The sequence below is a fragment of the Streptococcus mitis genome, from assembly GCF_946188585.1.
In the GTDB taxonomy this organism is placed as follows: Bacteria; Bacillota; Bacilli; order Lactobacillales; family Streptococcaceae; genus Streptococcus; species Streptococcus mitis_DG.
In genome coordinates this window covers 77412-104191 of sequence record NZ_CAMHVI010000003.1, presented here as the reverse complement: position 1 = coordinate 104191, position 26780 = coordinate 77412, and the positions used below count along the sequence as shown (strand labels likewise).

Annotated in this window: 24 protein-coding genes and 1 pseudogene; 24 read left to right on the top strand and 1 reads right to left on the bottom strand. The window is 38.6% G+C overall.

Annotated features, from left to right (window positions below):
• The first annotated feature begins 317 nt into the window (after positions 1–317).
• The 18 genes and pseudogenes from N8M66_RS05360 to N8M66_RS05270 all read left to right on the top strand — a co-directional run bounded on the left by N8M66_RS05360 (position 318) and on the right by N8M66_RS05270 (position 17309).
• Positions 318–887, top strand: a complete 570-nt coding sequence (locus tag N8M66_RS05360) for a LemA family protein (RefSeq protein WP_261046065.1) — start codon at positions 318–320, stop codon at positions 885–887.
• Positions 888–905: 18 nt separating this feature from the next.
• Positions 906–2042 (top strand): TPM domain-containing protein, encoded by a 1137-nt coding sequence (locus tag N8M66_RS05355; protein ID WP_261046063.1) that lies wholly within the window; start codon positions 906–908, stop codon positions 2040–2042.
• A gap of 121 nt (positions 2043–2163) precedes the next feature.
• The gene (aroA, locus tag N8M66_RS05350; RefSeq protein WP_261046062.1) at positions 2164–3447 is read left to right on the top strand and encodes a 3-phosphoshikimate 1-carboxyvinyltransferase; all 1284 of its coding nucleotides are present in this window, start codon (positions 2164–2166) and stop codon (positions 3445–3447) included.
• Positions 3440–3916, top strand: a complete 477-nt coding sequence (locus tag N8M66_RS05345; protein WP_261046060.1) for a shikimate kinase — start codon at positions 3440–3442, stop codon at positions 3914–3916. Before aroA ends, N8M66_RS05345 begins: the two co-directional genes overlap by 8 nt.
• The gene (gene pheA, locus N8M66_RS05340) at positions 3913–4761 is read left to right on the top strand and encodes a prephenate dehydratase (RefSeq protein WP_261046057.1); all 849 of its coding nucleotides are present in this window, start codon (positions 3913–3915) and stop codon (positions 4759–4761) included. Before N8M66_RS05345 ends, pheA begins: the two co-directional genes overlap by 4 nt.
• Complete coding sequence (locus N8M66_RS05335; protein ID WP_261046056.1) at positions 4758–6068, top strand: LCP family protein; 1311 nt, start codon at positions 4758–4760, stop codon at positions 6066–6068. Before pheA ends, N8M66_RS05335 begins: the two co-directional genes overlap by 4 nt.
• A gap of 172 nt (positions 6069–6240) precedes the next feature.
• Positions 6241–6468 (top strand): annotated as a pseudogene (locus N8M66_RS09505) (IS1182 family transposase); the annotation flags it as partial.
• A gap of 210 nt (positions 6469–6678) precedes the next feature.
• Complete coding sequence (locus N8M66_RS05320) at positions 6679–7077, top strand: DUF1310 domain-containing protein (protein WP_261046054.1); 399 nt, start codon at positions 6679–6681, stop codon at positions 7075–7077.
• Positions 7074–7307 (top strand): hypothetical protein, encoded by a 234-nt coding sequence (locus N8M66_RS05315; protein ID WP_261046052.1) that lies wholly within the window; start codon positions 7074–7076, stop codon positions 7305–7307. The genes N8M66_RS05320 and N8M66_RS05315 overlap by 4 nt, the downstream gene beginning before the upstream one ends.
• Before the next feature lie 15 nt (positions 7308–7322).
• Entirely contained in the window at positions 7323–7724 is a 402-nt protein-coding gene (locus N8M66_RS05310; RefSeq protein WP_261046051.1) for a DUF1310 domain-containing protein, read from the top strand.
• Positions 7717–8958, top strand: coding sequence for a lipase family protein (locus tag N8M66_RS05305; RefSeq protein WP_261046050.1), 1242 nt, complete (start codon positions 7717–7719; stop codon positions 8956–8958). The genes N8M66_RS05310 and N8M66_RS05305 overlap by 8 nt, the downstream gene beginning before the upstream one ends.
• A complete protein-coding gene (locus tag N8M66_RS05300) occupies positions 8940–9350 on the top strand; it encodes a hypothetical protein (RefSeq protein ID WP_261046048.1) in 411 nt (136 codons plus the stop codon). The genes N8M66_RS05305 and N8M66_RS05300 overlap by 19 nt, the downstream gene beginning before the upstream one ends.
• Positions 9351–9353: 3 nt before the next feature.
• Positions 9354–9647: a hypothetical protein gene (locus N8M66_RS05295; RefSeq protein WP_261046047.1), complete on the top strand. Its 294-nt coding sequence runs from the start codon at positions 9354–9356 to the stop codon at positions 9645–9647.
• 178 nt (positions 9648–9825) lie between these two features.
• Positions 9826–10662, top strand: a complete 837-nt coding sequence (locus N8M66_RS05290) for a LicD family protein (protein ID WP_261046045.1) — start codon at positions 9826–9828, stop codon at positions 10660–10662.
• A complete protein-coding gene (locus tag N8M66_RS05285) occupies positions 10659–11627 on the top strand; it encodes a glycosyltransferase family 2 protein (RefSeq protein ID WP_261046044.1) in 969 nt (322 codons plus the stop codon). The genes N8M66_RS05290 and N8M66_RS05285 overlap by 4 nt, the downstream gene beginning before the upstream one ends.
• A 21-nt stretch (positions 11628–11648) precedes the next feature.
• Positions 11649–13808, top strand: coding sequence for a LicD family protein (locus tag N8M66_RS05280; protein ID WP_261046043.1), 2160 nt, complete (start codon positions 11649–11651; stop codon positions 13806–13808).
• 57 nt (positions 13809–13865) lie between these two features.
• Positions 13866–14678 (top strand): LicD family protein, encoded by an 813-nt coding sequence (locus N8M66_RS05275; RefSeq protein ID WP_261046041.1) that lies wholly within the window; start codon positions 13866–13868, stop codon positions 14676–14678.
• A 39-nt stretch (positions 14679–14717) separates the two neighbouring features.
• Entirely contained in the window at positions 14718–17309 is a 2592-nt protein-coding gene (locus N8M66_RS05270) for an MBL fold metallo-hydrolase (RefSeq protein WP_261046039.1), read from the top strand.
• Positions 17310–17356: 47 nt separating this feature from the next.
• On the opposite strand, the gene N8M66_RS05265 is transcribed toward N8M66_RS05270, so the two are convergent.
• Positions 17357–18835, bottom strand: a complete 1479-nt coding sequence (locus N8M66_RS05265; RefSeq protein ID WP_261046037.1) for an oligosaccharide flippase family protein — start codon at positions 18833–18835, stop codon at positions 17357–17359.
• 124 nt (positions 18836–18959) lie between these two features.
• On the opposite strand from N8M66_RS05265, the gene mecA reads away from it, so the two are divergent.
• From mecA to N8M66_RS05235, 6 genes are all read left to right on the top strand, one after another.
• On the top strand, positions 18960–19697 hold the full coding sequence (gene mecA, locus N8M66_RS05260) for an adaptor protein MecA (RefSeq protein ID WP_261046197.1): 738 nt from the start codon (positions 18960–18962) through the stop codon (positions 19695–19697).
• 151 nt (positions 19698–19848) lie between these two features.
• Positions 19849–21135 carry a homoserine dehydrogenase gene (locus N8M66_RS05255; RefSeq protein WP_261046036.1) on the top strand — a complete coding sequence of 429 codons (1287 nt, stop codon included), beginning with the start codon at positions 19849–19851 and terminating at the stop codon, positions 21133–21135.
• A 1-nt stretch (position 21136) separates the two neighbouring features.
• Positions 21137–22006, top strand: coding sequence for a homoserine kinase (gene thrB, locus N8M66_RS05250; protein WP_125448003.1), 870 nt, complete (start codon positions 21137–21139; stop codon positions 22004–22006).
• Between the two features lie 213 nt (positions 22007–22219).
• The gene (gene msrB, locus N8M66_RS05245; RefSeq protein ID WP_261046033.1) at positions 22220–23158 is read left to right on the top strand and encodes a peptide-methionine (R)-S-oxide reductase MsrB; all 939 of its coding nucleotides are present in this window, start codon (positions 22220–22222) and stop codon (positions 23156–23158) included.
• Positions 23159–23218: 60 nt separating this feature from the next.
• Positions 23219–24943, top strand: a complete 1725-nt coding sequence (locus tag N8M66_RS05240; RefSeq protein ID WP_261046031.1) for an ABC transporter ATP-binding protein — start codon at positions 23219–23221, stop codon at positions 24941–24943.
• Position 24944: 1 nt separating this feature from the next.
• Positions 24945–26693: an ABC transporter ATP-binding protein gene (locus N8M66_RS05235; RefSeq protein WP_261046030.1), complete on the top strand. Its 1749-nt coding sequence runs from the start codon at positions 24945–24947 to the stop codon at positions 26691–26693.
• Positions 26694–26780: the final 87 nt, after the last annotated feature.

Here is a 26780-nt window from a genome sequence, read left to right as displayed (position 1 = left end):
GTATTTTTTAAACGTATGTTTATCATTGGTAACTACTGTATAAGCTAGAGCTATTAGAATGGTCTGTTTAATAATAATTGTGGGGATGAATGTCTTTACTAATAAACAAAATGCAAAACAAATTAAATAGGCTATTGAAAATCATAACTATAATACAAAACGAAATTGAAAGCTTATAACTGTTATTTTCTACTTCAATTGATAAGTTAGAAATTTTTGATGAGATAATAAATATAGAAACAACTATGAAAGAGAATGAAATTTTTATTATCGATAAATAGTAGATAAATGATGAACAATAGAAAATAGGAAAAAATATGTCAAAAAAATTAATTGCTCTAATAGGAGTTCCTGTAGGAATTATCTTCATCAGTATTATAGTGTTGGCAGGTTCGTACAATAGTCTTGTTAGCAAAGATGAATCTGTGAAACAAGCTAACTCGAAGATTGAAGTGGCACTTCAACGTAGAGCTGACTTAATTCCAAATGTTGTAAATTCTGTAAAAGGATATATGAAGCACGAAGAAGACCTCTTTACAAAGATTGCGGATGCTCGTTCTAAGATTGGATCAGGAAATAAAGAAACAAAAAATGAAGGGGAGAGCGAATTAACTTCTGCCATTTCTCGATTGCTAGTTGTTCAAGAAAATTATCCTGAGTTAAAAGCTGATACACAAGTGTCTTCTCTAATTTCAGAGCTTGAGGGAACTGAAAATCGTTTGTTCGTTGCTCGTAAAGATTACAACGATACTGCAACAGAATATAATAAGACCATTAGACGTTTTCCCACTAATATGATAGCTAGTTTGTTTGGTTTCCAAAGAGCTGAGTTAATTGAAGCAGAGAAAGATGCAAAGGTTGTCCCTAAAGTCAATTTAACTGATTAGTCTTGTGGGGTATCTCCTATGAAAAAGTTACTTTTACTCTTAATTACCCCTTTATTCTTTTTTATGCCTCTTGTTGCGGCTAATATAGCTGTTCCAGATCGTCCTTTAAATGGTATTTACGATCCTAACGGTTATTTAACTACTAGTGTTGCAGAAACGTTAGAGAGTATGAATTCTGGAAGTGAAACCCAAGTAGGTATTTACATTGTAGATACTCTGGACGGTTCCAGTATCGAAGAGGTAGCCAATGAGGTTGCACGCAAATGGAAAGTTGGGAAACAAGATTCCAACAGTGGAATTTTAATTGCTATTGCTATAAAGGATAGAAAGTTTCGTATTGAAACATCCAACGAAGCAGCAATTTGGCTTACTGACTCTATGGCCAGTTCCTTACTAAATGATTCTAAGCCATACATGAAAGAAGGGAAATATACTGATGCCCTTAACAAAATTCTAGTAGGCATTTCTAAAGCGGAGTCTAGAAAAGCTGAAATCATAAACAAGAAGGAAAATAATCGACTTCCAAAAAGCTATGAAAAATCATTAAAAAATAATGAAGGCTTTAGTAAGTACTTCGATTACATTCCATTTCCGATATTGTTCTATCTGTTGTTCTTTCTTTTACTAAGTTTAGCAACGTGGATCAAGTACTTAAAAAGATGCCGCTTTTCTAAGTATGAGTACGAGGGAAAAGGCAAGCTGTATCCAGATTTTCCTGACTTTGTACCTAATGATACGTGGACTGAAGAACGTAAATCTGACTATAAAAAAAATAAGCGTTTAATTAGGTCTCGATATCAGTACGAAGGATATAACAAGCTATATCCAGACTCAAAAGGTTTTCTACCTAATGACACTTGGACTCCATTACTTATAGAAGCATACTACGCAGAAGTTGAAAGAAAGCAACTAGATAGGCTCAATCGCTCTCAATACTCTTATAATGGGAAGGGGAAACTCTACCCAAACGATAACGATTTTGTGAGGAATGCTTCTTGGACTTCCGAGCTCACAAAAAGCTACTATGCTTCACAAAGAGCACAGTCAGATTCTTCTTCCTCTAGATATGATTCTGGTAGTTCTAGTTCATCTTGGTCTTCAGATGATTGGGGTGGCGGTGGATTTGATGGTGGTGGTTCTTCAGATAGTTGGTAAATTGAAAATGAAAAAGAATTGCTAAAATAAGAAAATAACTATCATAAAGTCAGGAATTTTTAAGGAATTTCTGGCTTTTTATGATAAAATAGGTAAAAGTATTGCAAGTATGAGGTCCAGTATGAAACTAAAAACAAACATTAGCCACTTACACGGCAGTATCCGAGTTCCAGGTGACAAGTCTATCAGCCATCGTTCCATTATCTTTGGAAGTTTGGCTGAGGGTGAGACCAAGGTTTATGATATATTACGTGGCGAAGACGTCCTTTCGACCATGCAAGCCTTTCGTGACCTTGGTGTTGAGATTGAGGATAAAGATGGGGTTATTACCATACAAGGTGTGGGTATGGATGGCTTAAAAGCTCCGCGAAATGCCCTTGATATGGGAAATTCTGGAACCTCGATTCGCCTGATTTCAGGTGTTCTTGCTGGTGCAGACTTTGAAGTAGAGATGTTTGGAGATGATAGTCTTTCCAAACGTCCTATGGACCGTGTGACGATTCCATTGAAAAAAATGGGCGTCAGCATTTCGGGACAAACTGAGCGAGACCTGCCTCCTCTTCACTTAAAAGGGACGAAAAACCTAAGACCTATTCATTATGAGTTGCCAATTGCTTCTGCCCAAGTCAAGTCAGCTTTGATGTTTGCAGCTTTGCAGGCTCAGGGGGAGTCTGTTATTATCGAAAAAGAGTGCACCCGTAATCATACTGAAGATATGTTACAACAATTTGGTGGTCATTTAAGTGTGGAGGGCAAAAAAATCACAGTCCACGGGCCACAAAAATTGTCAGGACAAAAGGTGGTTGTTCCAGGAGATATTTCCAGTGCAGCCTTTTGGTTGGTCGCAGGTTTGATTGTTCCAAATTCTCGTGTGGTGCTTAATAATGTGGGCATCAACGAAACGCGTACTGGTATTATTGATGTCATTCGTGCCATGGGTGGAAAACTAGAAATAACTGAAATTGACCCAGTCGCTAAATCTGCAACCTTAACTGTTGAGTCTTCTGACTTGAAAGGAACAGAGATTGGTGGTGCCTTGATTCCACGCTTGATTGATGAATTGCCAATTATCGCCCTACTTGCGACCCAAGCCCAAGGTGTAACAGTTATCAAGGATGCTGAGGAACTCAAGGTTAAGGAAACAGACCGTATTCAGGTTGTGACAGACGCCCTAAATAGTATGGGAGCAGATATCACACCTACAGCAGATGGAATGATTATCAAAGGAAAATCAGCCCTTCACGGTGCTAGAGTCAATACTTTTGGAGACCATCGTATCGGAATGATGATAGCCATTGCAGCCCTTTTGGTTGCTGATGGAGAGGTGGAGCTTGACCGTGCAGAAGCCATCAATACCAGCTATCCTAGCTTCTTTGATGATTTGGAGAACTTGATTCATGGCTAAGGTGTTACTAGGCTTTATGGGTGCTGGCAAATCGACTATTGCAAGAGGCTTGGATCCTAACTACCTTGATATGGATGCTCTGATTGAGAAGCGTTTAGGCATGTCCATTACGAATTTTTTCGCTGAAAAGGGAGAAGAGGCCTTTCGTCGGATAGAATCAGAAGTTCTAGCTGATTTACTACAAACAGACCAAGTTGTGTCAACTGGTGGAGGAGTGGTTATTTCTCAGAGAAATCGTGACTTACTGAAAACTAATTCTGATAACATCTACCTGAAAGCAGACTTTGAAACTCTCTACCAACGTATCGCAGCTGATAAGGACAATCAGCGCCCGCTTTTTCTAAATAATAGCAAGGAAGAACTTGCAGCTATTTTCCAAGAACGACAGGCTTGGTATGAGGAAGAGGCCAGTCGGGTTTTGGATGTGACCAAGCTAAGTCCAGAGGAAATTATAGAGGAACTGAGATGAAAATTGCTTATCTAGGTCCCAAGGGATCATTTTCACACCATGTTGTGCAGACAGCTTTTCCTCATGAGGAATTGCAGGCTTTTGCCAACATTACAGATGTCATCAAGGCCTATGAGCAAGGCTTGGTGGACTATTCTGTGGTGCCAGTTGAAAATTCTATCGAGGGTAGTGTTCATGAAACCTTGGACTACCTTTTTCATCAGGCTCGCATTCAAGCAGTGGCAGAAATTGTTCAGCCTATTCATCAGCAGTTAATGGTGGTTCCGGGTCATACTAAGATTGAAAAGATTTTTTCTCATCCACAGGCTTTGGCTCAGGGAAAGAAATTCATCGATGAACAGTATCCAGAGGCCCAAATCGAGGTAACTGCTAGTACAGCCTATGCGGCCCGCTTTATTTCAGAACATCCAGATCAACCCTTTGCGGCTATTGCGCCTAGAAGTTCTGCTGAAGAATATGGCTTAGAACTGATTGCTGAAGATATTCAGGAAATGGAAGCCAATTTCACACGTTTCTGGGTTCTGGGAGCTGAAGGTGCAGCTATTCCCTTGCAAGCACAAACTGAAAAAATGAGTTTGGCCCTGACCTTACCTGACAACCTTCCAGGTGCACTCTACAAGGCTCTTTCGACCTTTGCTTGGCGAGGAATTGACCTGACAAAAATTGAAAGTCGTCCACTCAAGACAGCGTTGGGCGAATACTTTTTCATTATCGATGTGGACTATACTGATAAGGACTTGGTTCACTTTGCCCAAAAAGAATTAGAAGCCATTGGAATCCAGTATAAAGTACTGGGCGCCTATCCTATTTATCTAATATCAGACCACGGAAAGGAGAGAAGATGAGTAAAGAAAATCCCTTAAGTCATCATGAGCAGTTACGTTATGACTATCTTTTTAAGAACATTCATTACCTCAATGAGCGAGAGAAAAAAGAGTTTGCTTACCTGCAAGGTAAGTTAAATATGGCTAGTGGTAGTGAAGTTTCTCCAGAAATTCATAATGAAAATCACGATATGGAAAAGTCTTTCACGGAATCAGTCAATCAGTCTCCTCTTCCATCCTATGGTAACCGTAGTCGTGCAAAAAAATACCAGAAAAGCCATTCTCTTCCAAAGGTTAAGTCCAAAAAACGTAAGATTCGTTGGGGGCGCATTTTTGCAGGATTGCTTGCTCTTCTAGCCTGTGTCGGTTTTGGCATGATTTTTATGTTCCTAAAAGGTTATTCAAATGCGGATCCAACCAAACCTGCCAATGCTAAGGCAGCTCAAGTAGAAGTTTTTCATGGTCAAGATACCAAGGATGGGGTTAATATTTTGATTATGGGGACGGATGGACGGATTGGCCAAAATAGTGCTGAAACAAGAACGGACTCTATTATGGTCTTAAACGTTGGTGGCTCAGATAAGAAAATTAAGCTGGTCAGCTTCATGCGTGATAACTTAGTTTATATTGATGGATATAGTAAGATTATCAATGGGAAGAAACAAACAGATAACAAGTTAAATGTAGCCTATGAACTAGGGGAACAAGAAGGCCAAAAAGGAGCAGAAATGGTTCGCCAAGTATTGAAAGATAATTTTGACTTGGACATTAAGTACTATGCCTTGGTTGATTTTCAGGCCTTCGCAACCGCTATTGACACTCTCTTCCCTGATGGGGTGACGATTGATGCCAAATTCTCAACCTTAGAAGGTCAACCTTTAACCGAAGCTACGGTGGGAGATGACTTGCATGCTACAGAGACAGAGTCTCCAACCCAGACTATCAAAGTTGGGAAACAGCAGATGAACGGTTCAACCTTGCTCAATTATGCACGTTTTCGTGATGATGATGAAGGTGATTATGGTCGTACCAAGAGACAACAGCAAGTGTTGACAGCTGTTCTACAGCAACTCAAGGATCCAACTAAACTCTTTACTGGATCAGAAGCACTTGGTAAGGTCTTTGGCATGACATCTACGAATGTTCCTTATAGTTTCTTATTGACCAATGGCTTATCCTTCCTAGATGGAGCGCAAAATGGTATAGAGAGATTAACAGTTCCAGAACTGGGTGATTGGGTTGATGATTACGATGTTTATGGAGGGCAGGCACTCTTAGTAGACCAAAATAAATATCAAACTAAACTTTCTCAGATGGGAATGAGATAAGATAAGACAAAATTCCAAATAAAAAACTATACTTTAAATATAAAATAACGATCCTTGGGCAATAGTCCCTTATCTCCAAAAAAAGCAACGGATTTGCCGTTGCTTTTTTACATGGTTGCGATAGTCTTTGTAAAATAGAATTGCTTAATAAACCATTTAGAAAGTCTATCCCATGCATTTTCACTATAACACAAATCAAACAACTTTACCACTAGAAGTCAGTTCTTTCTTGCCACAAGAGCATCTCGTCTTTACTATTGAAAAAGTGGTGAATACCTTGGAAGATTATCACTTTGACGCCTTCTATCATTCCTTTGGTCAGCCGTCTTATCACCCTAAAATGTTTGTATCTACTCTTTTATTTTCCTATTTACAAGAGATTTTCTCTGGTCAAGAAATTGCTAATGAAGAGTATACAAGTTATTCTGAAACAGATCCTTTGAAAATCAAAAACGATAAAAGAAAGAAACCCATAGGTACAGTCCGTCAGGTGATTGAAAACGAGACTGGATTGAAGGTTTACGTAGTTGAGAGTTCAGACCGATCTTTATGGTATACTATAAGTAAATCAGCGCATGATATATTTGTAAAATAACATAAGGGAGATGTCATGAAGTCATTAAAAATTGTAGGAATTGTTTTAGCTAGTTTGTTGGTTATCGTTGGATTAAGCATAGGAGGATATAAAGTAATGAAACAAGTAGAACAAGATGAGATGGTGAAAATTGTAGAGAGTGAGGAAGTCAAAAAGATTGTTGAAAATAAACTTAAATATCTAGATAGTGAGGCCTTAACAAAAGAAGGTACAATAAAATCGTATGAAATTGATATCGACTCAATTAAGCATAATCCCATGGGTGGTATTGATTTTAAAGTATATGTAAATTCAGATAAAAAACTAAGAGTAATGTATGGACTAGAGAAAGATAACAATACCGGAAAAATTGAATATTCAGGTGGCGGTTATTCTGCTCAACTTGCAGAATTGTTAAAGAAGGTGAAAAAATGATTCAAAACTATACGGAACATGATAGACAAAAAATTGCTGCTAGAGAATATACGGAGTATATGAAAGATGATCCAATTGATATTGGAACTGATAAAAATCCTAATGTAATCGGTACAGTCCGTCAGGTGATAGAAAACGAGACTGGATTGAAGGTTTACGTAGTTGAGAGTTCAGACCAATCTTTATGGTATACTATAAGTAAATCAGTACATGGTATATTTGTAAAATAACATAAAGGAGATATCATGAGGTTATTAAAAATTGTAGGAATCGTTTTAGCTAGTTTATTAGTTATCGTTGGGTTAAGCATAGGAGGATATAAAGTGATGAAACAAGTAAAATACGATGAGATGGTGAGAATTGTCAAGGGTGAGGAAGTCAAAAAGATCATAGAGGATGATTTGAAAGAAATGGACCAATTTTCTTTAACAAATAAAGGGAAAATAAAGTCTTATCAAATTGATGATAAATCCATCAAACATAGTCCAATGGGAGGGCTCAAATTTAAAATTTATATAAATAATGACGAAGAATTATATGTATTTTTCACTATTAATAAAGATAAAAAAAGTGGAAAGTTAGTTAATGATAGCGGAGGAAACTCTGCTAAATTTGAAAAAATGATAACGGAGGAGAAAAGTGAATAGGCAGTATAGTGATCATGAACGTCAAAAAATTGCTAATGAAGAGTATACAAGTTATTCTGAAACAGATCCCTTGAAAATCATAAACGACAAAGGAAAGAAAGAAACCATCGGTACAGTCCGTCAGGTGATAGAAAACGAGACAGGGTTGAAAGTTTATGTAGTTGAGAGCTCAGACAAATCTGAAGTGTTTGTTCTCTATGAGGGTTCTAAGGAGCCGGGCAAAGAAGGATGGGAAGTGGATTGGAAAGTCAATGATATTCCTATGGCGAAAAATATCATAACCCAAAAGAAAGAAGTGACACCTCAGTTAGAATCAGCGGCTACAACCTTGAATAACGTATTAGAAAATTATCCGAACGCTAAAATCTCAGTTTATGCTCACTCTCTTGGCTCCATGAACGCGCAATACGCCCTAGCTAATGTTAGGGACATTTCACGTATTTCAGGAGCATACATCTACCAAGGACCGAATATCTATCCGGTCTTGACAGAAGAACAGCGGCAACGTGTGGATGCGATGAAATACCGGATTCATAATTATATCGATCAACGAGATACAGTTCCAATCGGATATCCCAAGGATGCTCCAGGATATAAAGCAGAATTAAACAGTAAAAATGCTGTTGGAATAGTTCATCATGTAGATTCGAACTTTAACTGGGATCCTGTCGTAGCACAACACATGTGGGGCGGTTATGTATTTAATGAAGATGGTAGTCTCAGAATCAAAAAAGATACCTCATCTTTTGAAAAACGTTATTCATATGGTTTAGATAAGGTTTCCAGTGGCTTGTATTCCTATGCAAAGGCTAAAGAGGCATTGGCTTCAGGCGGTTATACGAGTGGTGAGGAACTCTTTTTAGACTCTGAACATGCCTTAACGATTTCATCGGGATTGCATGAAGTCGCAAATGCTGGTCATGAAGAGATTTGCTCCATAGTTCATAAAGCTCACCAAGAAGCAGAGAAAATACTAGCGAGTACTTATCACGTTCCCTTTGGTTTTATTTTATCACCTACAGAGGTGGCGATAGCCTATTCTGATGGAGGAGTATCTCGTACGACAATCGTAGATGATCTTGATCATTATTTCTATCCAAAAATCAAAAAATCAGAAAAACTAGCCGAAGATTTTCAAAGTTTAGAAAAGCAAATAGCAGATGGTGTCCAAAAAAAATTGGAAGATGATAAAGAGTTAGCAGGGAATTTTAAAGAATGGATGAAAATCAAGTAATCTGGCAGGAATTAAGAACAAAGCAAAACCATTTAGATTTATTAGATGAACGCAATCGTTCTATTCGCCAACAAAGAGAAGAACAATTTGAAGACCTTCATCAAAAACGGAACCAATTGTTGCATATGATGGAAAGAAAGTATCAGATGATCCAGCATTACCTAGGACAAGTGGACGCGGATATTACTGAGGAAAGAGCACGATTAAACAGAATAACTTCGGACTTTAGCCAAGCAGTATCCATAGGATTTATAAGAAATCAGCGCGCTTTGGAACAAAGTATTGAAAAAGAAGAGATTGAGTATAGACGAGAACGACGAAAATTAGAAGAGGATATAGATACCTTACATCGTCGAAAGACGACACTCGAACAAGAAAAAAGGAAGGGATAGCTTATGTTTGATGAAATGATTAATGATTTCTTCTCAGGAGTGAACAATAATATGACTGAGATTCAGAAGGGATTGGAACGTTTACTAATCAGTCATATCTATTCACCGATCAAATTGAATGAGCGTAATAATTTGATGTCAGATGGTGACTTTAAGATCAAAACAGAAGCTCTAGCAACAAAGACAGCACTAGGGATGATTTCTAGTCAACTCGATACAACTATGAAAGGAGCTTATTCGACAAAGGTTGTTGAGACTTTGAAGACGAAAGAAAAAGATTATGATACGATTGTGTAGAGATGAATATTCTACAATTGGAATTAGATAGGAGACTAATATAGGAAAAATCAAGGTTCGAATCACCAGTAAAATAGTGGTTTAAACTTTGATTTTTCTTAGTGTTTGATGGATTTTTAAGGCTTTTTTATGGTATAATAAAACGATATAACTCGTTATTGAACAGAAGAGGAGAGACATGAGTGATTTGAAAGCGATTCAGGCTCGTAGTCTGGAAATGGCTGAATATTTCGTCGCATTTTGTAAAGAACATGATTTGCTTTGTTATCTTTGTGGTGGAGGTGCTATTGGTGCCCTTCGAAACAAGGGTTTCATTCCTTGGGATGATGATTTAGACTTTTTCATGCCACGTAAGGATTATGAAAAATTAGCAGAGCTGTGGCCACGTTATGCAGACGAGCGTTATTTCTTGTCAAAGAGTAACAAAGATTTTGTAGACCGTAACCTTTTTATTACCATTCGTGACAAGGAAACTACTTGTATCAAGCCTTATCAGAAGGATTTGGATTTACCACACGGTTTGGCCTTGGATGTTTTACCATTGGATTATTATCCTAAAAATCCAGCTGAGCGTAAGAAACAAGTTCGTTGGGCCCTGATTTATTCACTCTTTTGCGCCCAAACTGTTCCAGAAAAGCATGGCGCACTTATTAAATGGGGGAGTCGCATTTTACTGGGTGTGACACCAAAATCTCTTCGTTATCGCATTTGGAAAAAAGCTGAAAAAGAAATGACCAAGTACAGTCTGGCTGAGAGCGATGGAATCACGGAGTTATGCTCTGGTCCTGGCTACATGAGAAACAAGTATCCAATCGCATCCTTTGAAGATAATCTCTTCTTGCCATTTGAAGAGACAGAGATGCCCGTTCCAGTCGGCTATGATGCCTATCTCAGCACTGCTTTTGGGGACTATATGACACCTCCACCAGCAGACAAACAAGTACCGCATCATGACGCCATTATAGCAGATATGGACAAGAGCTACACAGAGTACAAGGGAGAATATGGAGCATGATGGGAGAAAAAATAAGCGTTATCGTTCCAGTCTACAATGTAGAAAACTATTTGGAACGATGTGTGGAGTCAATTCTTCATCAGACTTATACCAATTTTGAACTAATCCTAATAAATGATGGGTCTACTGATTCTAGTGGACAAATCTGTGATCATTTAGCAAATCAGTATGAGAATATCAAGGTTTACCATATCGAAAATGCTGGTGTTTCTAATGCAAGAAATCTTGGAATTCAGTTAGCGACGGGTTCTTGGGTTACCTTTATTGATAGCGATGATTTTGTTACCCAAGATTACCTAGCTACTTTAGCAAGTGCAGTTGAAGGGTTGAATGTAGGCTTTGTAATTGCTCCTCTACACCATATCAAAAATGGCATTGTAACAGACCTTCCTCCACATTCTGGAAAAACAGAACTCTGGTCAACAGAAGAAACCATGAAGGAACTACTGATGACTACCAGAACGTCATTTTTTCCAGTCGCAAAACTGTTTAATAGTGACCTGCTGGCAGATGGTAAATTTAATACAGACTACCATCTAGCAGAAGATGCCTTGTTTTTAACTGAATTGCTACTAAAGACAAGATGTAGTAGCGTATTTATTGACAAACCGATTTATTATTATGATCATCGTGAGGGAAGTGCGACAACATCTGTTAATCGGTATGTATTTGATACGATAGAAGTTTATAAGCAAATAATTGCTCAAGTTTCACAAGTCTTCCCTAATTTAAAATATGAATTAATAAACAGAGAGTGTTGGTCGTACATCACAGTTTACGATAAAATTATCTTTACTTCACGTGAAGAGTATCAAAAGGAGAAAGCCGAGCTGAGGACTTGGATTGTTCAGCATCGACGCGAAATATGGAAGGATGCTTATTTCACCACTTTTCGCAAGGTAGCGATCCTATCACTTGTCATTTCTCCATGGCTATATAAGAAAATTGTTGGATTAAAAAACTAATATCATGAGAAGGAGTTGAAAATGAATTTTTCAAAAATGGATGAATACTTTGAAAAATCAAAACTATGGATTGCGTATCTATTTGTTTTCATTTCGATTTTAAGTATGAGTTCACTGGTTTATAAGATAGCAAATCCCCTCTACAAGGGATTATCAGCGATTGTAGTGCTTTATATTTGCTATACCTTATTGTTTAAGTGGAAAGAAATCACAGTAGATCGCAAATTTCTATCCTTATTTGGACTCTTAGCTGGAAGTCATCTGCTATCAGCTGTTTTCAATCGCTCTGGACATCTGATTGGAAATGTGATTGAAATCCTCTTCATGGTAACCTATGTTTTATTATTTACCATGTTACAATCAGGGCAACTTAAAAAATTATTTGACTGGATTGCCTATACGGTTCAAATTGTATCTTTTTCTTCAGCAATTTTTGCGTTTGGTTTATTGTTAAGTAGAGTCCTTATTCTATTTAAGATTGGCGAACAATCTTATTACTATGGTGTTATGAATGGACGTCTGTGGGGGATTGTTAATCCAAATGCTAGTGCGATATTTTCATACATTAGCATTATTTTGGCTATGTATTTGATTCATAAAGGAAGTAAATATTCTGTCTATCTTAAACTGAATAATGTGATTCAATTAGTTTACTTCGCAACCATGCAAAGTAGAGGAGCTTTATTATCTTTAGTGTTAATGATTGGGGTTTATAGTTTCTTTATTAACGGGGGCAAGTTAGCTAAGCGATTTCTAATCTTTATTGTTTCTGCTTTACTTGTTTCTGCTGCAAATATTGGATTGAGTTATGCAACCTCTATTTACATATCCTCGGGGAAAGCGACTGTATTAGACTTAAATAAAGGACAATCTTATGCAGAAACGGATTCTTCAGTTATAAAAAAAACAGGTGAACTTCATCTAATAGAAACAACACCTAGTGGTAGAACTTATATTTGGAAAAATGCTATAAAAATGGGAAGTGAGAAACCAATTTTTGGTTATGGTGTAAGAAATGTTCCAGATTATTACACAAAATATTTCAGTAAATTTGAGATTCAAAATTCTCTTATTGGTGGAAATTTCCATAACATTTTGGTAACGATATTTGTTAGTTCTGGAATTTTAGGTTTAGTATCCTTTCTACTTCTACTAGGATATATAATTAAGCGCTTTTTGACTTATTTGATTGTTTCTAAAAAGAACTCTGAAAAGTTGATTATGATTCTTTTCTTTGGTATCTTGTTCGGTCAATTATTTGAAAGTCAGATTATGTACTCAACTAACTTTATTAATATTATCTTTTGGTTGATTATTGGTTATGGATTAGTTGTTTGCAAACGTGATGAAGGTATTCGTTATCAGGAAGTAACTGATATTAGAGAGATTCAACAGATGGAACTAGGAATCATGGAATACATTCATGAAACTTGTCAGAAAATTGGTGTTAAATATTTCCTAGCTTATGGCAGTCTTATCGGTGCGGTTCGTCATAAAGGTTTTATTCCTTGGGATGATGATATGGATATCTGTATGTTGCGTGAAGACTATGAGAAGTTGCAAAACTACCTTATCGTTAACCCTGACGAACGTTACGAAGTGATGTCTTATAAAAATAATCTCAACTATGTCTATCCCTTTATGAAAGTTCAGGATAATCAAACTTATTTATTAGAAGAAGATGTTCGAATTGATTCCAATATGGGGATTTATGTAGATATTTTCCCTGTAGATGGTTACGAGGATGATGTAAATTTCAAGAACAAGATGACGAAACTGATAAAGAAACGTCAATTGAGTTGCTATACATTTAAAGGTATCACCAATACGAAAAGTGTACTGAATTCACTGATACGCTATATTTCAGTTATTATTTTTTATTTCACAAATACAAATAAATACGTTGCACAAATTGAAGAACTTGCTAAATCACGTAAAGTGTCGGATTATGAGGAAGTGGATTACCTTATCTACAAGGATATGAACAAACCAGTGTGGAGACGCGAATGGCTAGAACAAGTTACTACTGGAACATTTGAAGGTAAGAAATTTACCATTCCGAAAAAATATCATGAAATTTTGACCTCAGACTACGGAAATTATATGCAATTGCCGCCAGTTGAACAAAGAGTATCTCATCATGATTTTAAATTGTGGAAGATTGTTAAAAAGTCTAAATAACTGGATTGGGATTAAGAAACGTTTAAAAATATAGTCAAATTTAGGAGAATAAAACCTATGTCTGAAAGAACTTTAACTCTTGAAGAAATCAAACAAGTAGAATTAGATATTTTAAAGTATCTTCATGATCTTTGTGAACAACATCAAATCAAATATTTTATTGATTTTGGAACCTTACTAGGAGCTGTACGCCATAAAGGATTTATACCTTGGGATGATGATACAGATATTTCCTTAGCGCGTGATGAATTTGAAAAACTGTATAAGGTTTTAAAAAATGAAAATCATCCCTACTATAAATTAATTTCATTTAGAGAAACAAAGGGGTATCCTTACAGTTATATGCGAGTCTATGATGTGAGGACACGTCGAGATGCTAATCTTATAGATAAAACGGTTGTATTGGGAACCTGCGTTGACATCTTTCCATATGATGGTGTCGTAACGCAAGAAAGTGACCAGAAGAAAATGAAGCTCTACAAATATTTCATTCGTCTTTCTTCTTTGAACTTTAAAGGAATCAAGTCTGAGAATGGTGGACTTAAAAATCTCCCTCGTTATATGGGATCAGCTATTTTTCGCTTAACTTCCCCACAGACATGGAACCAAAAATTAGAGAGTCTTGCTTTGAAGTATAGTGTGGATCAAGCAACAGATCTGACTTGTACTATCTATGATTCCTCTTATCCAGATGGTATAAAAAAAGAATGGCTCTATGATTTGATTGATATGCCGTATGAAAACATTGTGGTCAAGGTTCCTAGAAAATACCATGAATTACTTGTCTACGAATTTGGAGAAAACTATATGAGTCCGCCACCCATTGAGCAACAAGTGCCAGGAGGAGATAAAAATTATTGGATTGATTAGTATAAGTTTCTTATCTTTTAAAATAAAGGGGTTTTCAAGATGAAAAATAAACAGTTAATAAAATTAGTTGGGTATAGTTTTCTTGTATTCTTTCTAGTGCTGATTCAGTTATCGCAAGGAGTAGATGCAAATACTATCTCTGCAGGTTCGGGCAATCGTATCCATTTCATAAATACTAAAGCCAAATCAGGGAGTGACGCTATCCTTCTTGAAAGTAATGATCATTATGCTTTGATTGATATGGGTGAAGACTATGATTTCCCTGATGGGAGTGACCCACGCTATCCAAGTCGTTGGGGAATTTCTATGAGAAATTATCAAGTATTAGAGGATAGATTGATTCGCCACCTAGATGAAATAGGTGTTAAAAAATTAGATTTTATTATAGGAACTCATGTTCATAGTGATCATATTGGTGGAGCAGACGAAATACTCAATCGTTATCAGGTTGGTAAGTTTTATTTGAAAAAATATTCAGATGATCGAATCACAGCAAAGTGGGGGCTATGGGACAATCTTTTCAATTATGATAATGCTTTGAGAGCAGCTCAAAAACGAGGAGTTACGCTTATCCAGAATATTTCAGATGAGGATAGCCATATAAAATTAGGTGATATGGATATCCAGCTCTACAACTATAAGAATGAATATGATGCTGATGGGAATCTGAAAAAAGTTCGAGATGATAACTCCAACTCCATTGTTTCAGTAGTGACTGTGGCAGGAAAGAGAATCTATCTTGGTGGAGATTTGGATAATGCCGAAGGAGCAGAAGATAAGTTAGGTCCAGTTATCGGCAAGGTTGATATGATGAAATGGAACCACCATTATGATGCGACAATTTCAAATACGATTAATTTCCTTGAAAACTTATCACCAAAAATGATTATTCAGACAACTGGTGGAGATATTAATGTTGCTTCAACTAGAGAATACCTTCAGAAGAAAAATATTCAGGTTCTTCGTGCTGCTAGCCAAACTCAAGACGCTACTGTTTTTGATATTAGCGATAAAGGATTTGCTAATGTTTCAAATACCTTCCCTGATATCCCAGTAGTTGACGAAAAATGGTATCAAGAAGATGGCTATTGGAAATATCGTTTGTCTGACGGGGAAATGGCTATCGGCTGGAAAGAGATTGGCGGAGCCACTTACTTCTTTAATGGAAAAGGACAAATGCAAGCAGGCCGCTGGCTTCACCTTAATGACGACTGGGGAGAAAATGCCAAGGGGAATGATTACTATCTGAACAAAAATGGTAAAATGCAAACTGGTGGATGGTTCAAGCTAGATAACTCTTGGTATTATATCCAGTCGAATGGTGCTAGACGATTTAGCGAGCTCTCTGAAATTGGAGGGAAAAAATACCTTTTTGCGGCAGATGGTAAGATGCTGACAGGACACCAAGTTTTTAATGGTAAGAAGATGTTCTTTAGCGAAAGTGGCGTACTACAAATTTCAGGTAAGCCTTCAACTTGGCAAAAGATTGATTCAGCTTGGTATTTCTATGATGAGGATGGTCTAAAGACTGTCGGTAAAAAGAATATCAATGGAAGTATATACTACTTTAATCAAGAAGGTGTCATGCAAACTGGCTGGGCCTTTGTTGATGGTCACTGGAACTATTTTGCAAGTTCTGGAGCTATGAAAACTGGCTGGGTCAAGGATCAGGAAACATGGTATTATCTGGATAAAGATGGCATCATGTTAACTGGTAGACAAGATATAAAGGGTATTCGTTACTATTTGAATGCTAGTGGTGCCATGCAGACTGGCTGGAAGTGGCAAGACAATAGCTGGTACTTCTATACGAACTCAGGTGCTATGAAAACTGGTTGGTTGAAAGATAAAGAATCATGGTATTATTTGGATCCAGAAACAGGTATCATGGCCGTAGGATCTAAAGCGATTGATGGAAAAACCTATTTCTTTAAATCCTCAGGTAACATGCAAGTTGGCTGGCAGTGGTCAAACGATGTCTGGCATTATTACGCTGCATCTGGTGCACTTCAAACTGGTTGGCTAAAAGATCATGATATGTGGTATTATCTTGAATCTAAGGAAGGCACTATGTTGGTTGGACTCAATCAAGTAGATGGCAAGCAATATTACTTTAGTGCGTCTGGTGCCATGCAGACTGGCTGGAAATGGTTTGATAATCATTACCGTTACTTTGAATCAAATGGAGCCATGAAAACTGGTTGGATAAAAGACAAAGGCGTCTGGTATTATCTAAATCCTGAAGATGGTATTATGTTGGTTGGCCTTCAAAAAGTCAATGGTGATCAATATTACTTTGATTCAACAGGAGCGATGCAAACTGGCTGGAAACAGGTTGATGGTAATTGGTACTATTTCCAAGCAGATGGTTCCTTATTGAAAAATTCTACCACACCTGATGGTTATAAAGTTAATGAAGAAGGTGTATGGAGACAAGTAGTTACTGTTGATAAGCAGCAAAATCATTCTACAAACAAACAGGAAACATCTACTCTAACTGATAAATCAGACAAGATTAATAAGGCAGAAAAGCAAGAAAAACAAAAAGAAATGAACTCTTCTAATTCAGAAAAACAAAAAGAGGACTCAATTATAGAGTCAAGTAGTTCCGACAAGAAAGAAAAGGAATAATGAGAAAATCCCCTGCTAGTAGAATAGTCTATTAGCAGGGGATTCTTTTAATTTCTTTTAATCCTAGCAAGTGCAAGATTGAGTGCATAGTGGAATGTTTTATCTTTGGTAATAAATAGTGTCAAGAGATAATATATTCCACAAGTAGAAACAGTCGAGAGAACCATGAGTATCATATTGAGGTTGACTGTATAAGAGTTGATTTGGAAAAGAAACTTAAAAGTGAAATAAATTGGAATGAATCCGAGCGATACAATAGTATAGCGTGTTAAAGTAGTAAAGATTTCTTTTAAATCAAGTAGCTGATGTTTTTTGATAAAGTAAATTTCCAGTAGAACAACTACAGTTTCTGCAATAATAGTAGTAGCAATGTAATACTCTGGTGCAAAAATATTATTGAAATACAAGAGACTGTTGAGTAGGATATTAGATCCGCCACCAATAAAGTAAAAGGCTGTTAAACGATTTTCGTGGTCATTGATGAAGATGATCTGTTTACCGAGAATCAATTCAATAGCCCAGATGATGGTACGAAAGGCGAAGACACTAGTCACAATACCTGCTTCGAGGTATTTTTCAGAAGAGTAGATAACTGCCGCGTAGTTTCCCAACACCATCATTCCAATACTGGTTGGAATGATAAGGAAGTAAAAGAGGGCAGCTCCTTGGTTCAGAAGATTTTTATAAGATTCGTAGTCTTTCTTACCGAGATAGTAGCCGAGACGTGGAATACTGACGTTGATAGCTCCACTCAAGACACTGGCAATCAACATAACGATGCTGGAAGCAATAGTATAATAAGAAATATAGTTTTCATCAGGACCTTTGGTGATAAACATTCTATCGAGTAAGGTGTAGAGCATATTGGCATTAGCTAGAAGCAACATGGTCAAGAGTGGTTTAGATGCTTTGATTAATTCGACAAGACCAATCTTAACAAAGGAAACTTCTCGTTTAATCCAGAGAAAGCTGAGTAGATAGTTGAGAATTGTCGTTGCACTCATAATAATTGCATAAGGTACGATATCATCTGGAGTTTTTACAAAGGTAAAGATAGCAACCAGCATGGCAATCCGAATAATCAATGTCTTGTAAAGGATGAAGGCATAGTTTTCATAAGCCTCGTTCATCCACTCGATATAAAGGAATTGGAAGAGAGCCTGGACACCAAGTATGTAGTAGAGCTCTTTTAAATTTTCAATACTATTATCTAGGTAAATAAACAAAAAATAGATACTTGTTGTAAGGACAGAAGTAATTACAGATATATAGAATAACTTGGAGAAGACATAATTAATCTTATCTTTGTCGTCCTTGACCTTACTGATAGCTCGAATTCCGTAGTTGTATATTCCAAAGGCAGCTAGTGGAATGACAAAGCTAGCCCAGGTATTGGCGGTATTGAAATAACCGTAGTTGGATTTGCTGAGAATCCGCGTTAGATAAGGATTGGTTATCAGTGGAAAAACGATATTGAGAACATTGACTAGTAAGCTAGCCAGTGCATTAACTTTTATATTTTTCATTGTACTTTCTTTCTTGTATTGTAAAATGGTCTCTAGTATTATATCACATTCTCGCTTCATTCTTTTGATAAAATCGTAAAAATCTAGTATAATAGATAGAACTGAAAGTATGAGGTTACTAGCAATGAAAATGAAACAAATTAGTGATACAACTTTGAAAATCACGATGTCTTTAGAGGATTTGATGGATCGAGGAATGGAGATTGCTGACTTTCTCGTTCCTCAAGAAAAAACAGAAGAGTTCTTTTATGCTATCTTGGATGAGTTAGAGATGCCTGATAGCTTTCTGGATACAGGCATGTTGAGCTTCCGTGTGACTCCAAAACCAGATAAGGTTGATGTCTTTGTAACCAAATCAAAGATTGACCAAAATCTAGATTTTGAAGACTTATCGGATTTACCAGATATGGAAGAATTGGCTCAAATGTCGCCAGATGAATTTATCAAAACCTTGGAAAAAAGCATCGCGGATAAAACTAAGGATGATATCGAAGCGATTCAATCTCTAGAGCAAGTCGAAGCTAAGGAAGAAGAGCAGGAGCAGGCTGAACAAGAAGTTGAAAGCAAGAAAGAGCCTTACATCTACTACATCCTTTCTTTTGATAAGTTGGCTGACTTGGTGGCTTTTGCCCAGACAGTGACTTTTGAGATGGAAACTTCTGAACTCTACAAAATGAACGAGCGCTATTATTTGACCATTTTAGTGGATATTGAAAATCATCCAAGTCCATATCCAGCTTGGCTGTTGGCTCGTATGCGCGAGTTTGCGGACGATAGTGATATCAGTCGCTCAGTCTTGCAAGAGTATGGTCAAGTCTTGATGAATCACGATGCAGTACTTAATTTGCAAAAGATTGGATAATCATTTCTGGAAAGCTTTTTCTAGATTTTAAGGAGAGCGAATCGTCTGATTCGTTTTTTCTTTATTATACTGAAATAGTGAATTACTATAATAGGAATTTTCACAAAATTCTGTTATAATGGCTATATTAGAAAATTTCGAGGAGACAAACATGACAGTTAAAATTGCTTTACTAGGATTTGGTACCGTTGCAAGTGGTGTGCCTTTCCTCCTAAAGGAAAATGGAGAAAAAATCAATCAATCAGCACATTCAGATATTGAAGTTGCTAAGGTATTGGTCAAGGATGAAGATGAAAAGAATCGCTTGCTTGCAGCAGGGAATGACTTTAACTTTGTAACCAATGTGGATGACATTTTGTCAGATCAAGACATTACGATTGTAGTGGAATTGATGGGGCGTATCGAACCAGCTAAAACCTTTATCACTCGTGCCTTGGAGGCTGGAAAGCATGTTGTGACTGCTAACAAGGACCTTTTGGCTGTCCATGGTGCAGAATTGTTAGAAATCGCTCAAGCTAATAAGGTAGCACTTTACTACGAAGCAGCAGTAGCTGGTGGGATTCCAATTCTTCGTACTTTGGCAAATTCCTTAGCTTCTGATAAAATTACGCGTGTGCTTGGAGTAGTCAACGGAACTTCCAACTTCATGATGACCAAGATGGTGGAAGAAGGCTGGTCTTACGATGATGCTCTTGCGGAAGCACAAAGACTTGGATTTGCAGAAAGCGACCCGACAAATGATGTGGATGGGATTGATGCAGCCTACAAGATGGTGATTTTGAGCCAATTTGCCTTTGGTATGAAGGTTGCATTTGAAGATGTAGCCCACAAGGGAATTCGTAACATCACACCAGAAGATGTAGCTGTAGCTCAAGAACTTGGCTATGTAGTGAAATTGGTTGGTTCTATCGAGGAAACTCCTTCAGGAATTGCTGCAGAAGTAACTCCAACCTTCCTACCTATAGCACATCCACTTGCCAGTGTGAATGGCGTAATGAACGCTGTTTTTGTAGAATCTATCGGTATCGGCGAGTCTATGTACTACGGACCAGGTGCTGGTCAAAAACCAACTGCAACAAGTGTTGTAGCAGATATTGTCCGTATCGTTCGTCGCCTGAATGATGGTACCATTGGCAAAGACTTCAACGAATACAGCCGTGACTTGGTCTTGGCAAATCCTGAAGATGTCAAAGCAAACTACTACTTCTCAATCTTGGCTCCAGACTCAAAAGGTCAGGTCTTGAAGTTGGCTGAAATCTTTAATGCCCAAGATATTTCCTTCAAGCAAATCCTTCAAGATGGAAAAGAAGGTGACAAGGCGCGTGTCGTGATCATCACACACAAGATTAATAAAGCCCAGCTTGAAAATGTCTCAGCTGAATTGAAGAAGGTTTCAGAATTCGACCTCTTGAATACCTTCAAGGTGCTAGGAGAATAAGATGAAGATTATTGTACCTGCAACCAGTGCCAATATCGGGCCAGGTTTTGACTCGGTCGGTGTAGCTGTAACCAAGTATCTTCAAATTGAGGTCTGCGAAGAACGAGAAGAGTGGTTGATTGAACACCAGATTGGCAAATGGATTCCTCATGACGAGCGTAATCTCTTACTAAAAATTGCTTTACAAATTGTACCAGACTTGCAACCAAGACGCTTGAAAATGACCAGTGATGTTCCCTTGGCGCGTGGTTTGGGTTCTTCCAGCTCGGTTATTGTAGCTGGGATTGAATTAGCTAACCAACTTGCAAATCTTAATTTAACTGATCACGAAAAACTGCAGTTAGCAACTAAGATTGAGGGACATCCTGACAATGTGGCACCCGCCATCTATGGTAATCTCGTTATTGCAAGTTCCGTTGAAGGGCAAGTTTCAGCTATTGTAGCAGACTTCCCAGAGTGTGATTTCCTAGCCTACATTCCAAACTATGAATTGCGTACTCGAGACAGCCGTGGTGTCTTGCCTAAGAAATTGTCCTATAAGGAAGCTGTTGCAGCTAGTTCTATCGCCAATGTGGCGGTTGCGGCCTTGTTGGCAGGAGACATGGTGACCGCTGGGCAAGCAATCGAGGGAGACCTCTTCCACGAGCGCTATCGTCAGGACTTGGTGAGAGAATTTGCGACGATTAAGCAAGTAGCCAAAGAAAATGGTGCCTATGCAACCTACCTCTCTGGTGCTGGGCCGACAGTTATGGTTTTGGCTTCTCATGACAAGATGCCAACGATTAAGGCAGAATTGGAAAAGCAACCCTTCAAAGGAAAACTTCATGACTTGAAGGTTGATACCCAAGGTGTCCGTGTCGAAGCAAAATAAAGAATAGAAGATAGGATGGGGAAACTCTCGACCAGAGGGCTTCCTGTCCTTTTTTTGAAAAGAAGTTTATACTCAATGAAAATCAAAGAGCAAACTAGAAAGCTAGCCGCAGGCTGCTCAAAACAGTGTTTTGAGGTTGCAGATGTAAGCTGACGTGGTTTGAAGAGATTTTCGAAGAGTATTAGTTAAAAACTTGATAAAGGAGAAATAAAGATGGCAGAAATTTATCTAGCAGGTGGTTGTTTTTGGGGCCTAGAGGAATATTTTTCACGCATTTCTGGAGTGCTAGCAACCAGTGTTGGCTACGCTAATGGTCAAGTCGAAACGACCAATTACCAGTTGCTCAAGGAAACAGACCATGCAGAAACAGTTCAAGTGATTTACGATGAGAAGATAGTATCACTCAGAGAGATTTTACTTTATTATTTCCGTGTTATCGATCCATTATCAGTCAATCAACAAGGGAATGACCGTGGTCGCCAATATCGAACTGGGATTTATTACCAGGACGAAGCAGACTTGCCAGCTATCTACACAGTGGTGCAGGAGCAGGAGCGCATGCTTGGTCGAAAGATTGCAGTAGAGGTGGAGAAACTTCGCCACTACATTCTGGCTGAAGATTACCACCAAGACTATCTTAAGAAGAATCCTTCAGGTTACTGTCATATCGATGTGACCGATGCTGAGAAACCATTGATTGATGCAGCAAACTATGAAAAGCCTAGTCAAGATGTGTTAAAGGGCAGTTTATCTGAAGAATCCTATCGTGTTACCCAAAAAGCTGCCACAGAGGCTCCATTTACCAATGCCTATGACCAAACCTTTGAAGAGGGAATTTATGTAGATATTACGACAGGTGAGCCACTCTTTTTTGCCAAGGATAAGTTTGCCTCAGGTTGTGGTTGGCCAAGTTTTAGCCGTCCGATTTCCAAGGAATTGATTCATTATTACAAGGATCTCAGTCATGGAATGGAGCGAATTGAGGTTCGTTCTCGGTCGGGGAATGCTCACTTGGGTCATGTTTTCACAGATGGACCGCGTGAGTTTGGTGGCCTCCGTTACTGTATCAATTCCGCTTCCTTGCGCTTTGTGGCCAAGAATGAGATGGAAGAAGCAGGATATGGCTATCTACTGCCTTACTTAAACAAATAAAACAGAGAGGGTGGGTGCTTCCCACTTTCTTTATTTCCAGAATACGAATAGAAGGGATTTATGAAACACTTACTATCTTACTTTAAAGCCTACATTAAGGAATCGATTTTAGCACCCTTGTTCAAGCTATTAGAAGCTGTGTTTGAGCTTCTTGTTCCCATGGTGATTGCAGGGATTGTTGACCAATCCTTGCCCCAGAGAGATCAAGGACACCTCTGGATGCAGATTGGCCTGCTCCTTATCTTTGCCGTGATTGGCGTTTTAGTGGCCTTGGTAGCCCAGTTTTACTCAGCTAAGGCTGCGGTTGGTTTTGCCAAAGAACTGACAAACGACCTTTATCGTCATATTCTTTCCTTACCCAAGAACAGCAGAGACCGTCTGACAACTTCAAGCTTGGTGACTCGTTTGACTTCGGACACCTATCAGATTCAGACTGGTATCAATCAGTTCCTGCGTCTCTTTTTACGAGCGCCTATTATCGTTTTTGGGGCTATCTTTATGGCCTATCGCATCTCAGCTGAACTGACTTTCTGGTTCTTGGTCATGGTTGTGGTTTTGACGATTGTCATTGTCGGGCTCTCTCGACTGGTCAATCCTCTCTATAGTAGTCTCAGAAAGAAAACGGACCAACTGGTTCAGGAAACGCGCCAGCAATTACAAGGCATGCGAGTTATTCGTGCTTTTGGACAAGAAAAACGCGAGTTACAGATTTTTCAAACCCTTAACCAAGTCTATGCTAGATTGCAAGAAAAAACAGGTTTCTGGTCTAGTTTGTTAACACCTCTGACCTATCTGATTGTCAATGGAACTCTCCTCGTCATCATCTGGCAGGGTTATATTTCAATTCAAGGAGGGGTACTCAGTCAAGGTGCCCTGATTGCTCTTATCAACTATCTCTTGCATATCTTGGTGGAATTGGTTAAGCTCGCCATGCTGATAAATTCCCTCAATCAATCCTATATCTCAGCTAAGCGAATCGAGGAAGTCTTTGCAGAATCTCCAGAGGATATCCATTCAGAGTTAGAACAAAAGCAAGCTACCAGCGAGCAGGTTTTACAAGTTCAAGAATTGACCTTTACCTATCCAGATGCGGCCCAGCCTTCTCTGAGAAACATTTTCTTTGATATGAAGCAAGGGCAAATCCTTGGTATTATTGGGGGAACAGGTTCTGGTAAATCAAGCTTGGTGCAAGTCTTACTTGGACTTTATCCAGCAGACAAGGGGAGCATTAACCTTTATCGAGATGGATGTAGTCCTCTCAATCTTGAACAGTGGCGGTCTTGGATTGCCTATGTGCCCCAAAAGGTCGAACTCTTTAAGGGAACTATTCGTTCCAACTTGACTTTGGGTTTAAATCAAAGAGTGACTGATCAAGAACTCTTTCAGGCCTTGAAGATTGCGCAAGCTAAGGATTTTGTCAGTGAAAAGGAAGGAGTTTTGGATGCTGTCGTTGAAGCAGATGGTCGAAATTTCTCAGGTGGACAAAAACAAAGGCTGTCTATTGCACGTGCGGTCTTGCGCCAAGCTCCATTTCTCATCCTAGATGATGCGACCTCGGCCCTCGACACCATCACCGAGTCCAAGCTTTTGAAAGCAATTCGAGAAAACTTACCTAACACGAGCTTAATCTTGATTTCTCAACGGACTTCGACACTCCAGATGGCTGACCAGATTCTCCTCTTGGAAAAAGGGGAACTACTAGCTATCGGCAAGCACGAGGATTTGATGAAGACTAGTCAAGTCTATCGTGAAATCAATGCATCCCAACATGGAAAGGAGGACTAGCATGAGACGACAAACTGCAAACCAGACGCTCAAACGTTTGGCAAAAGATTTAGCAAGCCATCCTTTCCTCCTTTTCCTAGCCTTTCTAGGAACTATTGCCCAAGTTGGTTTATCGATTTACCTACCTATCTTGATTGGGCAGGTCATCGACCAGGTCCTAGTGGCTGGTTCTTCACCAGTTTTTTGGCAGATTTTCATCCACATGATCTTGGTGGTCATAGGAAATACACTGGTACAATGGGTCAATCCTCTTCTTTATAATCGCCTAATCTTCTCTTATACCAGAGACTTGCGAGAGCGAATCATCCATAAGCTTCATCGGTTACCGATTGCTTTTGTGGATCGGCAAGGCAGTGGAGAAATAGTCAGTCGTGTAACCACGGACATAGAACAGTTGACAGCTGGCTTGACCATGATTTTTAACCAATTTTTCATTGGTGTCTTAATGATTTTGGTTAGTATTCTAGCCATGCTCCAAATTCATCTCCTCATGACTCTCTTGGTCTTGCTGTTGACGCCACTATCCATGGTGATTTCACGTTTTATTGCCAAACGATCCTATCATCTCTTCCAGAAGCAAACAGAGACTAGGGGAATTCAGACTCAGTTGATTGAAGAATCTCTTAGCCAGCAGACTATTATCCAGTCCTTCAATGCTCAAACAGAGTTTATCCAAAGATTGCATGAGGCGAATGACAACTATGCAGGCTATTCTCAGTCAGCCATCTTTTATTCTTCAACGGTTAATCCTTCGACTCGCTTTGTCAATGCGCTCATTTACGCTCTTCTTGCTGGAGTAGGAGCTTATCGTATCATGATGGGTTCAACCTTGACCATTGGGCGTTTAGTGACTTTTTTGAACTATGTTCAGCAGTATACCAAGCCATTTAATGATATTTCTTCAGTTCTAGCTGAGTTGCAAAGTGCTTTAGCTTGTGCGGAGCGTGTCTATGCTGTCTTAGAAAGCTCTGAGGTAGCTGAAACAGGCAAGGAAGTCTTGAACAGTTACCAAGTCAAGGGAGCCATTTCATTTAAACAGGTCTCTTTTGGCTACAATCCTGAGAAGATATTGATTAAGGATTTGTCTATCAATATTCCAGCTGGTAGTAAGGTGGCTATTGTTGGTCCGACAGGTGCTGGGAAGTCAACTCTGATCAATCTCCTCATGCGTTTTTACCCTATTAACTCAGGAGATATCTTGCTGGATGGGCAATCCATTTATGATTATACCCGAGCGTCATTGAGACAGCAGTTTGGTATGGTGCTCCAAGAAACCTGGCTCAAGCAAGGAACTATTCATGACAATATTGCCTTTGGGAATCCTGATGCCAGTCGGGAGCAAGTGATTGCTGCTGCAAAGGCAGCCAATGCAGACTTTTTCATCCAACAGTTGCCACAGGGATACGATACCAAGTTAGAAAATGCAGGAGAATCTCTCTCTGTTGGTCAAGCTCAGCTCTTGACCATTGCCCGAGTCTTTCTAGCTATCCCTAAGATTCTCATCTTAGACGAGGCGACTTCTTCCATCGATACACGGACAGAGGTGCTAGTACAGGATGCCTTTGCTAAACTCATGAAGGGACGTACAAGCTTTATCATTGCCCACCGCTTGTCAACCATTCAGGATGCGGATTTGATTCTTGTCTTGGTGGATGGCGACATTGTTGAGTATGGGAACCATCAGGACCTCATGGCTAGAAAAGGCAAGTATTACCAAATGCAGCAAGCAGCAGCTTTTAGCTCAGAATAAGCCTTTCTCTTTTGAAATTTTATAGACGAAAAAAGTTGCCTTCGGGTGACTTTTTTGTTACAATAGCTAGAAAAATTATTCACTGTA

What these genes read in the sequence shown, in the direction of transcription:
- N8M66_RS05360 (WP_261046065.1), top strand. Translation starts at nt 318, where the DNA reads ATGTCAAAAAAATTAATTGCTCTAATAGGAGTTCCTGTAGGAATTATC.
- N8M66_RS05355 (WP_261046063.1), top strand. Translation starts at nt 906, where the DNA reads ATGAAAAAGTTACTTTTACTCTTAATTACCCCTTTATTCTTTTTTATG.
- aroA (WP_261046062.1), top strand. Translation starts at nt 2,164, where the DNA reads ATGAAACTAAAAACAAACATTAGCCACTTACACGGCAGTATCCGAGTT.
- N8M66_RS05345 (WP_261046060.1), top strand. Translation starts at nt 3,440, where the DNA reads ATGGCTAAGGTGTTACTAGGCTTTATGGGTGCTGGCAAATCGACTATT.
- pheA (WP_261046057.1), top strand. Translation starts at nt 3,913, where the DNA reads ATGAAAATTGCTTATCTAGGTCCCAAGGGATCATTTTCACACCATGTT.
- N8M66_RS05335 (WP_261046056.1), top strand. Translation starts at nt 4,758, where the DNA reads ATGAGTAAAGAAAATCCCTTAAGTCATCATGAGCAGTTACGTTATGAC.
- N8M66_RS05320 (WP_261046054.1), top strand. Translation starts at nt 6,679, where the DNA reads ATGAAGTCATTAAAAATTGTAGGAATTGTTTTAGCTAGTTTGTTGGTT.
- N8M66_RS05315 (WP_261046052.1), top strand. Translation starts at nt 7,074, where the DNA reads ATGATTCAAAACTATACGGAACATGATAGACAAAAAATTGCTGCTAGA.
- N8M66_RS05310 (WP_261046051.1), top strand. Translation starts at nt 7,323, where the DNA reads ATGAGGTTATTAAAAATTGTAGGAATCGTTTTAGCTAGTTTATTAGTT.
- N8M66_RS05300 (WP_261046048.1), top strand. Translation starts at nt 8,940, where the DNA reads ATGGATGAAAATCAAGTAATCTGGCAGGAATTAAGAACAAAGCAAAAC.
- N8M66_RS05295 (WP_261046047.1), top strand. Translation starts at nt 9,354, where the DNA reads ATGTTTGATGAAATGATTAATGATTTCTTCTCAGGAGTGAACAATAAT.
- N8M66_RS05290 (WP_261046045.1), top strand. Translation starts at nt 9,826, where the DNA reads ATGAGTGATTTGAAAGCGATTCAGGCTCGTAGTCTGGAAATGGCTGAA.
- N8M66_RS05285 (WP_261046044.1), top strand. Translation starts at nt 10,659, where the DNA reads ATGATGGGAGAAAAAATAAGCGTTATCGTTCCAGTCTACAATGTAGAA.
- N8M66_RS05280 (WP_261046043.1), top strand. Translation starts at nt 11,649, where the DNA reads ATGAATTTTTCAAAAATGGATGAATACTTTGAAAAATCAAAACTATGG.
- N8M66_RS05275 (WP_261046041.1), top strand. Translation starts at nt 13,866, where the DNA reads ATGTCTGAAAGAACTTTAACTCTTGAAGAAATCAAACAAGTAGAATTA.
- N8M66_RS05270 (WP_261046039.1), top strand. Translation starts at nt 14,718, where the DNA reads ATGAAAAATAAACAGTTAATAAAATTAGTTGGGTATAGTTTTCTTGTA.
- N8M66_RS05265 (WP_261046037.1), bottom strand. Translation starts at nt 18,835, where the DNA reads ATGAAAAATATAAAAGTTAATGCACTGGCTAGCTTACTAGTCAATGTT.
- mecA (WP_261046197.1), top strand. Translation starts at nt 18,960, where the DNA reads ATGAAAATGAAACAAATTAGTGATACAACTTTGAAAATCACGATGTCT.
- N8M66_RS05255 (WP_261046036.1), top strand. Translation starts at nt 19,849, where the DNA reads ATGACAGTTAAAATTGCTTTACTAGGATTTGGTACCGTTGCAAGTGGT.
- thrB (WP_125448003.1), top strand. Translation starts at nt 21,137, where the DNA reads ATGAAGATTATTGTACCTGCAACCAGTGCCAATATCGGGCCAGGTTTT.
- msrB (WP_261046033.1), top strand. Translation starts at nt 22,220, where the DNA reads ATGGCAGAAATTTATCTAGCAGGTGGTTGTTTTTGGGGCCTAGAGGAA.
- N8M66_RS05240 (WP_261046031.1), top strand. Translation starts at nt 23,219, where the DNA reads ATGAAACACTTACTATCTTACTTTAAAGCCTACATTAAGGAATCGATT.
- N8M66_RS05235 (WP_261046030.1), top strand. Translation starts at nt 24,945, where the DNA reads ATGAGACGACAAACTGCAAACCAGACGCTCAAACGTTTGGCAAAAGAT.